The sequence below is a fragment of the Mahella australiensis 50-1 BON genome, assembly GCF_000213255.1.
GTDB classification, from domain to species: Bacteria; Bacillota; Clostridia; order Mahellales; family Mahellaceae; genus Mahella; species Mahella australiensis.
Genome location: NC_015520.1, coordinates 1,596,499 through 1,610,333, shown reverse-complemented (window position 1 = coordinate 1,610,333; position 13,835 = coordinate 1,596,499). Strand labels below are relative to the sequence as shown.

At 44.6% G+C, this 13,835-nt stretch carries 13 protein-coding genes and 1 riboswitch; of the genes, 9 read left to right on the top strand and 4 right to left on the bottom strand.

From position 1 onward, the window contains the following. From MAHAU_RS07635 to MAHAU_RS15025, 3 genes are all read right to left on the bottom strand, one after another. Window positions 1-918 (bottom strand): ABC transporter permease, encoded by a 918-nt coding sequence (locus MAHAU_RS07635; protein ID WP_041643956.1) that lies wholly within the window; start codon window positions 916-918, stop codon window positions 1-3. Window position 919: 1 nt separating this feature from the next. Continuing rightward, the gene (locus MAHAU_RS07630) at window positions 920-1,852 is read right to left on the bottom strand and encodes an ABC transporter permease (protein WP_013781143.1); all 933 of its coding nucleotides are present in this window, start codon (window positions 1,850-1,852) and stop codon (window positions 920-922) included. 116 nt (window positions 1,853-1,968) lie between these two features. Continuing rightward, window positions 1,969-3,648 carry an ABC transporter substrate-binding protein gene (locus MAHAU_RS15025; protein WP_013781142.1) on the bottom strand — a complete coding sequence of 560 codons (1,680 nt, stop codon included), beginning with the start codon at window positions 3,646-3,648 and terminating at the stop codon, window positions 1,969-1,971. 356 nt (window positions 3,649-4,004) lie between these two features. On the opposite strand from MAHAU_RS15025, the gene MAHAU_RS15365 reads away from it, so the two are divergent. The 9 genes from MAHAU_RS15365 to MAHAU_RS07585 all read left to right on the top strand — a co-directional run bounded on the left by MAHAU_RS15365 (window position 4,005) and on the right by MAHAU_RS07585 (window position 12,280). Further along, complete coding sequence (locus tag MAHAU_RS15365; protein WP_083809867.1) at window positions 4,005-4,166, top strand: aspartyl-phosphate phosphatase Spo0E family protein; 162 nt, start codon at window positions 4,005-4,007, stop codon at window positions 4,164-4,166. 65 nt (window positions 4,167-4,231) lie between these two features. Beyond that, complete coding sequence (ispD, locus tag MAHAU_RS16080) at window positions 4,232-5,422, top strand: 2-C-methyl-D-erythritol 4-phosphate cytidylyltransferase (RefSeq protein WP_013781141.1); 1,191 nt, start codon at window positions 4,232-4,234, stop codon at window positions 5,420-5,422. 76 nt (window positions 5,423-5,498) lie between these two features. Next, a riboswitch (FMN riboswitch) is annotated at window positions 5,499-5,616 on the top strand. A gap of 76 nt (window positions 5,617-5,692) precedes the next feature. Continuing rightward, a complete protein-coding gene (gene ribD / locus MAHAU_RS07615; protein ID WP_013781140.1) occupies window positions 5,693-6,784 on the top strand; it encodes a bifunctional diaminohydroxyphosphoribosylaminopyrimidine deaminase/5-amino-6-(5-phosphoribosylamino)uracil reductase RibD in 1,092 nt (363 codons plus the stop codon). A gap of 7 nt (window positions 6,785-6,791) precedes the next feature. Continuing rightward, window positions 6,792-7,451, top strand: a complete 660-nt coding sequence (locus MAHAU_RS07610; protein ID WP_013781139.1) for a riboflavin synthase — start codon at window positions 6,792-6,794, stop codon at window positions 7,449-7,451. A gap of 9 nt (window positions 7,452-7,460) precedes the next feature. Further along, window positions 7,461-8,684 (top strand): bifunctional 3,4-dihydroxy-2-butanone-4-phosphate synthase/GTP cyclohydrolase II, encoded by a 1,224-nt coding sequence (locus MAHAU_RS07605; protein WP_013781138.1) that lies wholly within the window; start codon window positions 7,461-7,463, stop codon window positions 8,682-8,684. 2 nt (window positions 8,685-8,686) lie between these two features. Next, window positions 8,687-9,148, top strand: a complete 462-nt coding sequence (gene ribH, locus MAHAU_RS07600; protein ID WP_013781137.1) for a 6,7-dimethyl-8-ribityllumazine synthase — start codon at window positions 8,687-8,689, stop codon at window positions 9,146-9,148. A 24-nt stretch (window positions 9,149-9,172) separates the two neighbouring features. Beyond that, window positions 9,173-10,582: an AmmeMemoRadiSam system protein A gene (amrA, locus tag MAHAU_RS07595; protein ID WP_013781136.1), complete on the top strand. Its 1,410-nt coding sequence runs from the start codon at window positions 9,173-9,175 to the stop codon at window positions 10,580-10,582. 1 nt (window position 10,583) lies between these two features. Then, complete coding sequence (amrS, locus tag MAHAU_RS07590; RefSeq protein ID WP_013781135.1) at window positions 10,584-11,582, top strand: AmmeMemoRadiSam system radical SAM enzyme; 999 nt, start codon at window positions 10,584-10,586, stop codon at window positions 11,580-11,582. Continuing rightward, a complete protein-coding gene (locus MAHAU_RS07585) occupies window positions 11,573-12,280 on the top strand; it encodes an MBL fold metallo-hydrolase (protein WP_013781134.1) in 708 nt (235 codons plus the stop codon). Before amrS ends, MAHAU_RS07585 begins: the two co-directional genes overlap by 10 nt. Here the strand turns inward: MAHAU_RS07585 and MAHAU_RS07580 are convergent. After that, complete coding sequence (locus tag MAHAU_RS07580) at window positions 12,268-13,659, bottom strand: CCA tRNA nucleotidyltransferase (protein WP_013781133.1); 1,392 nt, start codon at window positions 13,657-13,659, stop codon at window positions 12,268-12,270. The two genes, MAHAU_RS07585 and MAHAU_RS07580, sit on opposite strands and share 13 nt — an antisense overlap. Window positions 13,660-13,835: the final 176 nt, after the last annotated feature.

Here is a 13,835-nt window from a genome sequence, read left to right as displayed (position 1 = left end):
TTAACTGCGCATTTTGGGGTCTAAAGCATCCCTTAATCCATCGCCCAGAAGATTGAATGCCAACATGGTTAAGCTTATGAACAAGGCGGGGAATATCAACAGCCATGGTCGACTAACGACCTGGCGTATGCCATCGCTGGCCAAACTGCCCCAACTGGCGTTTGGCAACTTTATACCGAGGCCTATATAGCTTAAAAAAGCTTCGCTGAAGATAGCCGCCGGTATATCCATGGTCATTTGTACTATCATAATACCGAGAATATTCGGAAACATATGGTGGATTATTATACGCCATGGACTGGCTCCTAAAGCTCTGGCAGCTAGTACGAATTCCTGTTCTTTAAGCTGCAATACTTGCCCGCGCACTAAACGTGCCGTTCCTACCCAGCCAGTTATAGACATAGCTATAATAAGTGTTAATTCGCCGGGCTCCATGACGATCATAAGCAATATTACAATGATCATGTAGGGTATGGCATACAGTATATCAACTATGCGCATCATTATATTATCGGTTTGCCCGCCTATATAACCAGATATACCTCCATAAAGCATCCCGATTAGGATATCTAATAAAGCTGCAGCTATGCCTATGCGCAGCGATACGCGCGCTCCCATCCACACCCTGACAAATAGGTCGCGGCCTAGGCTGTCTGTGCCAAACCAGTGTTCGGCATTAGGCGGCGAGAATACCGCATAAAGGTCTTGGTCTGAGAATGCGAAAGGACGCAAATGCGGGCCTATAACAGCCATCGCTACTATCACGCCGAGCACTACCAGGCTGACCATGGCCATTTTATTCATCTTCAGACGGCGCCATGCATCCTGCCAATAGGTTAAGCTTGGGCGAACGATGCGCTGGCTTCTTTCTATATCAGTGCCTACGCGTTCAAATAAATTCGGTTCTATGGCCATCATCTCACTCCTTCTCCCTGACCAGGCGTATTCTCGGGTCGATAAAGCCGTATGCTATATCGACTATAAAGTTCATGCCTATTAAAAGTATTGCATAAAAAAGCGTAAGCCCCATTATCAATGTATAATCATTTTGGTTAACGCTGTTTACAAAATGCTTGCCAAGACCAGGTATGCCGAATATGTTCTCTACCACAAAGGTACCTGTGGTTATGCTGGCTACCAGTGGTCCGAGTATGGTTACCACCGGCAATATAGCGTTTCGTATGGCATGGCGCCATATTATAGTCTTTCTGGGAAGCCCTTTTGCTTTAGCTGTTTTTATATAATCCTGATTAAGCACGTCCAACATGCTGGCACGCATCATTCTTGCCATGACAGCTAGCGTGCCTAATCCCAATGCAAAAGAGGGCATAATAGTATATTTAAATCCGTTCCATCCGGCTACGGGCAGTATCCTAAATGGCTTTACACCGAATATATACTGTATTATACCGCCTATTATGAAACTAGGTACCGATACGCCCAATACAGCTACGAACATGGTGAAATAATCCCATGTCTTGCCATGATTTATAGATGCTACGATGCCGAGCAGCAAACCGGCCGTTAATGCAAATATAAGGGCTCTTATGCCCAAAGAAGCCGAAACAGGAAATCCATCGGCTATTATGCTGTTTACCGAACGATTTTGCTGGAACATGGACATCCCAAGATCGCCTTTTAACAGATTGCCTACATATTTGGCATATTGTACATGTAAAGGTTGATCCAATCCATAGCGGCGGTTAAGGTTTTCTTCTATGGCCGGCGGTATGGGCTTTGCCCCAGTAAAAGGCTTACCGGGCAATAAGTGCATCAATATAAAGGTTAGGGTTACTATGACCCATAATGTTATGAGCGAATAACCCAAACGTTTTAATATATAACGTGTCACACATTTACACCTCCTAACTGAATTTTGGCTATGTTGCTATAATGTGTTAAACGATATTTTACATAGCAGAAGGTATATGCGCGATCGCGCATATACCTTCTGCTACTAAGTCAATTTTACTTATCTAAACCGAGCTCTTTTATGCCTTCTATGAGAAGCTTTTTGGCTTCTTCTTGATTGTTATCCTTTATCAGGTCGCCATTTTCTTTGCGGAAGGTGCCAGAGCCGCCTTTACCCGGCATTACATCGGGAACATAACCGAGTGCCGGCTTGGAGTCGTTCATAAGCACGTTCTTTACAAACAGATTTCTATCCAAAGCATAGGTTAAAGCCTTGCGTATCTTGGCGTTTTGCATCACAGGGTCTTTGGTGTTAAATTCGAGATACCAAGAAGAACCATCGGAGAAATGCAGCAACTCATAGCCCTCGTTCTTCAATTGATCCCTCTGGTCACCCCTTAGACCAGTCATATCCAGTTGGCCTGAAAGGAACATATTCACGCTAGTGGTGTTGTCATTGATCATGACATAGTTTATAGTGTTGAGCTTTATAGCACTCGCATTCCAGTAATCAGGATTCTTTTTCAACACCATTTTGGATTCATGCGTCCATTCGCTTATGGTCCAAGGCCCGTTATATATCAGGTTTTTGGCCTCGGAGCCGTATTTATCCTTTACGCTCTCATAGAATTTCTGATTTAGTGGCATATATGTCGCAAAAGAGGTAAGCGTATCAAAATATGGGGTGGGTAATTCCAACGTTACTTCAAGGGTCTTCGCATCTAATGCCTTGACGCCAACCTCGTTTGGATCGGTTATTTTTCCTGTATTGTAAGCCTCAGCGTTTTTAATAGGATACATTATATAAGCATAGCCAGCGCCTGTATCTGGGTTTAAGGCGCGTTTCCATGCGTATTCGAAATCCTGTGCGGTAACAGGATCGCCGTTGCTCCATTTTGCATCCCTCAGATGGAATGTCCAATTCATGCCATCAGGCGATACGTCCCATTTTTCGGCCATACCCGGCATAGCTTTGCCTTCTTTGTCCATGCGCGTTAGACCTTCGAATACGCCGTTTATCACCTGCATGGAGACAGCGTCATCGGTCAATTGCGGGTCCATTTGCGGCGGTTCGGATCCAAGATTCAAGTTTATGGTATCCTTGCCGTCGACCGATGTCCAGTAAAGATCGAGGTCGGACCCTACATAGCGCCTTACTTCATCCTTTACCTCTGGTTTTTTTACATAATCCCTGTAACGGAAGTATATAGGGCCGATGGGCATGTCTTCCATAAGTATCTTTTCGGCTTCCATCATAGCGTCCATGCGCTCGTTGTTGTCAGCAGATTTTTTGGCCTTGTCGATCAGTTCATCGTATTGGGGATTGCTGTAATCTGCTTCATTTAATCCGGAACCGGTAATCCACAGATCCATAAATGTCATAGGATCGTTGTAATCAGGGCTCCATCCTGCGTAGACGATCTGATAATCGCGGCTCTGCATGCGCTCGCGGCGATTTTTGAACGTGGTGGTCTCTATCTCGACATTTATACCAAGATTGCGTTTCCACATCTCCTGGAACGCTTGCGCGTCGCGTTGGGCCACATCGCCGTCATCGGCTAGGAACTTTATAGTGGGCAGCTTGGCCACCAGCTCTTCATAAGTTGGCTCTGATGCATTGTTCTGCTGATCGGCATTTTGACTGTCTTTTTCATCTGTGCCGCAGCCCACCAATAGCACGCTTAGCAGCATAATGACTGCTAACGCCATAGCTAGTATTTTTATAGTTCTCTTCATGTTTTTCCTCCTCGAAACTTTTTAATTTATGAAGGCGTGCATAGTTAATTGCATGTTGCTGCATAATATGCAATTAATTTACATACTTATGCATAAATCTAATCATTATGCATAAGTAAATGTGCTCCCCTTCATCTTATGGTTGATATTATATCATGATATGAGCCGTTGTTCAACTATTTTCAGCGATAAAGCAGTAAAGGATTTATGCTATTGCACACGCTGAATTTGCCATCTGCGAGTCGCAGATATGTAATGAAAAATTTACAAATTGCAGCATTGATAGCGCATTGGCCATGTGGTATAATTAAAGTGCCAGATGGAAGGAAGGTGAGCACATCGCAATCAGCTTAAAAATGCTCCTTAGAGAGCAGAGAAATGAGTTGGACAAGTTGTTGGAAGATAAAAATAGCGATAATTTGACTTCACCTGAAGTGCTGCATCGCAGTAAACAATTGGATTATCTGGTAAACTGGTATATGAGGAAACAGCAGTCGGAAAAGGGAAATAAGGATTGATTTATTCTGGCGGATCGATGTCGGAAGGGGCATCGATCCTTTATTGTATATGAGGAGGCGTTGATATGAAAGTGGGAGCGGTCATAGTATCAGCCGGCAAATCCCAAAGGATGAACGGTGTGGACAAACAATTTTTAAAATTATGTGGCAAACCGGTTATAGCGTACACATTGGATGCGTTTTTAGCATGTAAGGATATAACCCCCATTGTGCTCGTTGTGCCTGATGATAGCATAAGCGTATATAGAGATTGGTTGAATAAATATTACGGTTTTTATGAAGATATAGTTGTAACGTCGGGCGGAATGGAAAGGCAATATTCGGTATTAAACGGCCTCAGAGCATTGCCTGAAGATATAGACATAGTGGTCATACACGATGGCGCTAGGCCCATGGTGACGCCAAAATTGATAGAAAACGGTATAGAAGCGGCTTCGAAATTCGGTGCGGCTGTAGCGGCTGTGCGGGTTAAAGATACGGTTAAGCGATCCGATGGACAACATTTCGTAGAACGTACACTTAGCCGGGAAACATTATGGTCAATACAAACCCCGCAATCATTCAGATATGATATTATTATGCGAGCTCATACGTTGGCTATGGAACAGGGATATCTCGGTACCGATGATGCTGTATTGGCCGAACGCGCCGGTTACCGAGTAAAACTATTTATGGGAAACTATGATAATATAAAGATAACTACGCCTGATGATGTGCCTGTAGCCGAAGCACTGTTAGGCCAACGGCATTACGAATCACATGTCGATTCTGTCGGTTACCGCTCAGGCATGGGCTATGATGTACATAGGCTGGTAGATGACAGACCTCTTATATTGGGTGGAGTCAACATACCTTTTAATAAGGGTTTACTGGGGCATTCCGATGCCGATGTGCTGATACACGCTATAATCGATGCCCTTCTGGGAGCGGCAGCTTTGGGCGATATAGGAAGGCATTTTCCGGATACCGATGATAGCTATAAAGATATATCCAGCATGCGGCTTTTGCGACAGGTTAACAATCTATTAGAGTCCGGTGGTTATGTTATAGGCAATATAGATGCTACAATAATAGCCGAATACCCGAAGTTAGCACCATATATATGGCCTATGCGGCGATGTATTGCATCTGTACTCGGATTAAGCATAGGGCAGGTGAATATAAAGGCTACTACGACCGAGGGTTTAGGGTTTGCCGGCAGGCAAGAAGGTATAGCGGCTTATGCTGTAGCCAGCATTCGCAAAGCAGGGGAATGATAATGATAAAGAATATAGTTCGGTGATGCAAATTGTTGATTGCAGCGTTAACAAAGCTGTGATATAATGTTGCTTGAAAGATCTTCAGGGATAGGTGTGATTCCTTACCGGCGGTAAAGCCCGCGAGCTGCACAGCAGCAGATCCGGTGTAATTCCGGGGCCGACGGTCATAGTCCGGATGAAAGAAGGTATATTTGTGATTAGATTTATTCTATCCCTGGAGTTGAACTTCAGGGATTTTTTGTTATATTATAAGCAGGAGGAAATGGAGTGCAGCACGAAATATTTATGCAGCGCGCGCTGGAATTAGCTCGGATGGGATGGGGTACCACCAATCCTAATCCTATGGTAGGTGCTGTTATAGTCAAAGGTGGCCGTATTATAGGAGAGGGCTATCATAAAAAGGCAGGAGAACCGCATGCCGAAATAAACGCCCTGCGCGAGGCAGGAGAAGGCGCCCGCGGTTCCACAGTGTATGTGACACTAGAGCCGTGCAGTCATTTCGGTCGAACGCCGCCATGCGCGGATGCTTTGGTAAAAGCCGGCGTAAAGGAAGTAGTGATAGCGATGGAGGACCCTAACCCGCGCGTGGCAGGCCGAGGTATAAATGCTTTAAGGCAGGCCGGTATAAAGGTGATTACGGGTATTATGGAGCAGGAGGCTCGCCGCCTTAATGAGGTGTTTATAAAATATATAACATCGGATATGCCGTTTGTGATATGGAAGTGTGCTATGACTCTGGATGGCAAAATAGCGACGGCCAATGGCGATTCTAAATGGATAACAAATGAGCTGTCCAGACAATACGTACATTGGTGGAGATATAGGGTATCGGCTGTTTTAACCGGTATAGGCACCGTGTTGGCCGATGATCCTATGCTAACGGTGCGTTTGCCGCATATTAATATAGAAAAACAGCCTGTTAGGATCATAGCTGATAGCCTTGCTAAAACACCGCTTGACAGCAATGTGTTGAATATTGAGCAAGCACCTACTATAATGGCTACATCATGGTCTGCTGATCCTAGTAAAATAGAAACCTTCAAATCTAAAGGCGCTGATGTTATAATTACCGATGGTAAAGATAAAGTAGACCTGGTACAGCTCATGCGGGAACTCCATAAAAGGGAGATAGACAGCGTGCTCATAGAAGGCGGGCCTACGCTTGCGGCATCGGCGATAGAAGAAGGTTTGGTAGATAAAGCCATGGTGTTTATAGCGCCAAAGCTGATAGGCGGCAAGGGCTTATCGGCACTCAGCGGAAACGGTATAGCGCGTATGGCCGACGCATGGCAATTAAGCGGTGTATCTGTTAAACGTTTTGAAGATGATGTACTTATAGAGGGTTATCTTAAGGCATGAGGGGGTGATGCTTTTGTTTACAGGGATAATACAGGAGATAGGTTCTGTTCGTCATATAACGCATGGAGCGCAATCTGTACGGCTTGCAGTGGAGGCTCCCAAACTTATATCTAGACTCAACATCGGTGACAGTATATGTACAAATGGTACATGCCTTACAGTAACCGATAAAGAAGGCCACGTATTTTGGGCAGATGCCACGCCTGAGACGGTGCGGCGCACCACGCTTTTTGAGTTAAAGCCGGGAGATCCGGTCAACCTTGAGCCATCGCTTACACTCCAGGATTTTTTGGGCGGTCATATCGTAAGCGGTCATGTCGATGGTATAGGCATTATAAAGCAGTTGCGCCACGAGGAAAATGCGCTGTGGCTAGATATAACCGTCGGTCCAGACCTGCTCTTGTATATAGTAGAGAAAGGGTCTGTGGCCGTGGATGGTGTAAGCCTGACAGTGGCTGATGTGCCTGATGATCGATTCAGCGTATCTATCATACCCCATACTGCCGCGCAGACTACGTTGAAGGTAAAAAAAGCAGGTGATCGCGTCAATATAGAATGCGATATGATAGGGCGTTATGTAGCAAAGTTCTTGCTCGGTATGAAAATGCCTGAGGCAAAAAGTCGTGGTATCGATGAGAATTTTTTGCGAGATAATGGATTTATATAAGGAGGATATATGGAAGATATAGTATTTAATAGTATTGAAGAGGCTCTAGAAGACATAAGAAATGGGAAAATGGTAATAGTAGTAGACGATGAAGACCGTGAAAATGAGGGTGACCTGGTTATGGCAGCCGAGAAAGTTACGCCGGAGGCCATAAATTTCATGGCGAAATACGGCAGAGGTCTTATATGCGTTCCTATGACCGCTCAAAGGTTAAAAGAGCTGGACATACCGCAGATGGTGAATAATAATACCGAGCATCAGCGCACTGCTTTTACCGTATCAGTCGATGCTAAGGCCGTTACCACCGGCATATCGGCTCATGAACGTGCTCTTACTATAAAAACGCTCGTGGATCCGGATGCTAAACCAGAAGATATAATAAAGCCCGGACATATATTTCCGCTACAGGCCAAAGAGGGCGGCGTGTTGATGCGCGCAGGCCATACTGAGGCGGCGGTGGATCTGGCACGCTTGGCAGGTTTATATCCGGCCGGTGTAATATGTGAGATAATGAATGAAGATGGTACTATGGCTCGTCTACCGCAGCTATATGAATTTGCTAAAAAGCATGGGCTTAAACTGATAACTATAGCCGCTCTTATAACGTATAGGCGTAAGAATGAAAGGCTGGTAAAACGTGTAACCGATCCTATACACCTTCCTACCAAATACGGTGATTTTACCGTTATAGCCTATGAAAGCCTCATAAACCATGACCATCATGTAGCGCTTATAAAAGGCGATGTAAGCGATGGGAGGCCTGTATTGGCAAGGATACATTCCGAGTGCTTAACCGGCGATGTCTTCGGATCGCTGCGTTGCGATTGCGGAGATCAGCTCAAATACGCTATGCAGCAGATAGAAGCTGAAGGGCGCGGCGTAGTGCTTTATATGCGTCAGGAAGGACGCGGTATAGGCCTGGTCAACAAGCTTAAGGCCTATAAATTACAAGAAGAGGGTAAGGATACGGTAGAGGCCAATCTGGCTTTGGGCTTTGACGCCGACCTCAGGGACTATGGCGAAGGGGCTCAAATACTAGTGGATTTAGGGATAAAAAAGCTGCGCTTGCTGACCAATAATCCCAAAAAAGTAGTCGGATTAGCGGGGTATGGGATAGAAATAGTGGAACGCGTGCCTATCGAAATACCGCCCAATGAGGTAAATCGTCGTTATCTTGAAACCAAAAGAGAGAAAATGGGTCATATATTAAATTATTGCGATATGGAGGAATAGACATGAAAGTATATGAAGGCAAACTAATAGGCACTGGTTTAAGGTTTGGTATAGTCATAAGCCGTTTTAACGAGTTTATAACGAATAAGCTCCTTAGCGGCGCACTTGATGTATTAAGCCGGCATGATGTGAACGATGATGCTATAGAGATAGCATGGGTGCCAGGGGCTTTTGAATTGCCTATGGTGGCCAAACGCATGGCCGAGTCAGGCAAATATGATGCCGTTATATGCCTGGGAGCTGTTATACGTGGGGCGACACCGCATTTTGATTATGTAGCCGCTGAGATGTCAAAAGGTATAGCACAAACGGCTCTTTTTACAGGCGTGCCGGTAGCCTTTGGGGTATTGACAACCGATACCATTGAACAGGCTATAGAAAGGGCGGGCACCAAAGCCGGAAACAAGGGCGCTGATGCTGCTATGACAGCTATAGAGATGGCCAATTTGTTGAAAAATATATAAATTTTACAAATGAGGTGATGGTATATGGGTAGGATTTTAGCATCATTCGTTATGCCTCATCCGCCGATAATTGTGCCTGAGGTGGGGCATGGCGAAGAAGCAGCGATCGCAAAAACCGCGCGGTCAATGGACGAATGTGCGCAGCGCATAGCTGAGCTCAAGCCCAACGACATCATTATAATAACACCACATGGTCCGGTATTCAGAGATGCTATGGCACTGTATTATGAAAGTAGCATAAGCGGCGACTTGGGTAGCTTTAGAGCTCCACAAGTGAAGATTTCCTACGATATAGATAAACCGCTTACCATGGCTATAGCCGATGTAGCATCTAGGTACGATATTACATGTGCTTTGCTGGATGGTAGGGCTATGATGCGTTATGGCATAGATGATAGTATGGATCACGGGGCTTTAGTGCCGCTATATTTCGTTGAAAAGCGCTATCATGCGCCACATCTCGTTCATATTACGTATGGATTTCTATCATATGAGGAGATATATGCCTTCGGCAAGGCTGTGCAACAAGCGGTGGAAGAAAGCGATAAAAATGTGGTTATCATAGCCAGCGGGGACCTTTCGCACAAACTTACACCCGATTCGCCAAACGGTTATACGCCTCTAGGAAGGGAATTTGATGAGAAACTGTTGGATTTATTATCTAAGAGCGATGTAGCAGGCATAGTAAGCATGGATAAGCGACTTATAGAAGAAGCTGCCGAATGCGGCATGCGTTCTATTATAGCGATGTTGGGTGCATTGGATGGCTATGAATTTTCAGCAAATGTATTATCTCATGAAGGACCCTTTGGCGTAGGTTATGGTGTCGTAGCCGTAGAAGTAGGGAATAGATCAAAAGAAAGGGAACTGTTGGACAGTGTAAAAGCAAAGCATTTTGCTGATATGAAACGCATACGGGATGGCGAGGATCCATATGTAGCATTAGCCCGGCAAACTGTAGAGACATATATAAGGCAAGGTAAAGTTATAAAGCCCGGCAAAGATTTACCGGATGAGATGTTGACTAAAAAAGCAGGGGTTTTTGTATCCATTCATAAAAATGGAGAATTGAGAGGATGTATAGGTACGATAAGCCCTGTGTATGAGAATGTGGCTTCTGAGATTATACACAACGCTATAAGCGCCAGCACACGGGATCCTCGTTTTGAACCAATAGAAGAAGATGAGCTGGATGCTCTTGAGTATTCTGTAGACGTATTAAATCCGGCTGAGCCTGTAAATTCTATTGAAGAACTCGATCCCAAGCGCTATGGTGTTATAGTACGGCGAGGATATAGGAGTGGGCTTTTATTACCTGATTTGGAAGGGGTGGATACACCGCAGCAGCAGCTTTCTATAGCATTGCAAAAGGCCGGGATACGTCCCGATGAACCTTATACCATAGAGCGCTTTACTGTAGAGAGGCATAAATGAAATGAAAGAAGCATTGTATTATGAAAAGGCTGCCAACGATGCGGTTCGGTGTTTATTGTGTCCGCATCACTGTCTTATAAGACCTGGCAAAGCTGGTATATGCCGCGTGCGCCAAAATGTGGGAGGCCGCTTAATAGCAACATCATACGAGCGTATTTCATCGATGGCGCTCGATCCTATAGAGAAAAAGCCTCTTTATCACTTTTATCCTGGGAGTTATATACTGTCGGTGGGTTCTACGGGATGTAATTTTCGATGCCAGTTCTGCCAGAATTGGTCTATAGCTCAACAGGATGCACCGACTAGACGAGCATCATCTGATCAGTTGGTGGGTATAGGAGACAAGGATGGCAGTATAGGTATAGCATATACGTATAATGAACCGCTTATATGGTACGAATATGTGCTGGAGTGTGCCAAAAAAGCCAGAACGCGCGGGCTGAAGAATGTGCTGGTAACCAATGGGTTTATAGAAGAACAGCCGCTTATGGAATTACTGCCTTATATAGATGCAATGAATATAGACTTAAAGAGTTTTAGAAACGATTATTACCGTAAAATATGCAAAGGCGAGATAAACGCGGTTTTGCGTACTATACAAAGAGCAGCTGCCAATACGCATGTGGAGGTTACTACCCTTATAGTTACCGGTTTGAACGACAGTGATGATGAAATAAGCGAGCTTTCGCAGTGGTTGGCATCGGTAGATAAGGGTATACCGATGCACCTTTCTCGCTATTTCCCAAATTATAAAATGATGCTGCCGCCGACTCCTGTAGAAACATTACGGCGATTGAAAAATGTAGCCGATAAAAATCTGTCGTATGTGTATATAGGTAATATAATAGGTATAGATGACAACACTTACTGCCCGAGATGTGGCAAGCTGCTTATAAGGCGCGATATTATACCTATGGTTACAGGTATAAAAGATAGTTGCTGCATACAGTGCGGCTTAAAAATAAAAGGTGTTTTTAAGGAGGAAGATCGATGGACATAGTTATGCAATGGTTGGGACAAGCTGGATTTGTTTTAAATTTAGCTGATGGGGTGAAGGTATGCATTGATCCATATCTTTCACATTCTGTAGAGAGCGCCGAAGGGTTGCATAGGTTGATGCCGATAAATACCATGCCAGAACAGTTAGACTGCGATATTATCATAAGCACGCATGACCATTTGGATCACTTTGACCCGGATACAATAATACCTATTTATAATGAAAGCGATGCGATATTTATGGGGCCCTCATCGTGCTTGGAACATTATAAGGCACTGGGGCTATCACCTGATAGATTTCATGTGTTGGATCGCGGACAGCAGAAAACACTTATGGGACTATCGCTTAAAGCGGTAACGGCTGAGCACACATCTGGTAAATACAGCGATGCTATAGGCCTGGTTATAGATGATGGTACCTATGTCATATACCATACAGGGGATTCGGAGTATACAGAAGAAGTGGTACATGAGGTGACCGGCCTAAGACCCGATATCATGTTTGTGCCGATAAACGGAAGATGGGGCAATATGACAGCCCAGGAGGCTGCACAGCTCGTTTCGGCTGTACAACCTAAGATAGCTGTACCGATGCATTATGGCATGTTTGCAGAGAATACCGCCGACCCGCAGGAATTTATAGATGCCTGTGCTGGTATAGGATGGCATGGCACTATTATATTGCCTCATATGTTATGAGAAGCAGCTTTTTGTTTTATAATCTCAAGTATCTCTTCTTTGGGCATACCATCTAGCTGATATTCATATGCCTGATGAAGTAGATCGGAGAATAGTTTGCCGGGTCGTAAGCCTATGGCTATGAGGTCTTTACCTTGTACTATAGGCTTTATTTTTTGCCCCGGAATAAGGTTTAGAGCGTCAAAGCGACTTCTAAGCCATTTTATGTGCGCATCCGATACAGCACCGCTTTTTTTGGACATGGTATCAGCTTCCGATAATAGCAACAATTCGTGATAATTTACAGAGTTGGCCAGCCTTCTTAGCTGGCCATCCGTTACTTTATTCTTTTGCTTATATAATAATAAAGGCTGCATATGGTATTCCACCAATGGCAGTACCGCTTTTATTAAATGCTTGTGTTCGGTTATGCGATTGAGAAGGGTTTCGGCTATGCTCCTTCCGATTTTATCATGGCCGGTTGCAGATACCCTGCCATTTTTAGAAACATGTGTGGCTAGCGGCTTACCGACATCATGGCACAGTGCTGCCCACATGAGTACATCGGGATGCATGCTTTTTTCTCGCAGATTGGCTGCATAATCTACTACCATGAGCGTATGCTCCCATGTATCGCGCTCGCCGGGGTGATATTTCGGATCCTCTGGATTACCTATAAGGGCGGCCAGTTCAGGATACTGTTGTATTAATCCAAGATCAGGCATATATTTGAGGCCCATTGACGGCCTTTTTGCTTGTAATAGAAGTTTTTTGAACTCATTGTATATGCGTTCTTTAGGCAGCGCAGTTGTGTCTACATGCCTGCATAAAGCTAGGGTTTCAGGCGCTATAGTATATTCTAAACGTCCTGCGAACTGCATAGCACGATAGACACGCAATGGGTCGTCAGCGAATGTATTGTCATCGACATGACGCAGCACATGGGATTCTAGATCTTTTAAGCCGCCATGAGGGTCTATAATCTCCATAGTAGACAGATCCAGCATAATAGCATTTATGGTAAAATCGCGTCGGCGTGAGGCTTGATATATATCGAGCTCAGGGTCAACTGTTACATCAAAATCCCTATGGCCAGCCCCGGTGTTTTTCTCTATCCTGGGCAGCGCTATATCTATATCGTGTCCATGAGCCTTCAACACGCCGAACTGTTTGCCCACCAGATCAACGTGCAGTATAGGGTTTATAAGCTGCGCTATCTCTTCATAACTTAATCCGTATACTTCTATATCTATATCTGTGGTATATATACCGAGGAGGCGATCCCTTACTGCTCCGCCTACTAAGTAACACCGAGCGCCGGCTTGCATAAGCCTTTTTGCTATAGTCATAGCCAAGCGTTCCTCATCCGAAGCATTGCCAAAAGTGATGGCTTTATGCATTGAAAATCCTCCTGCCATGTGATGATAGATATAATATAACACTGACGGAGATATTATACAATACAACTACAATGTGACTGTTCAGGTATCTCACAAGCTTGGTAACTGATTAGTCAAACTACAATGCATGTCAATGTTTTCCATACAAGCTCCCTTGTTGACAGATTGAGCAATGA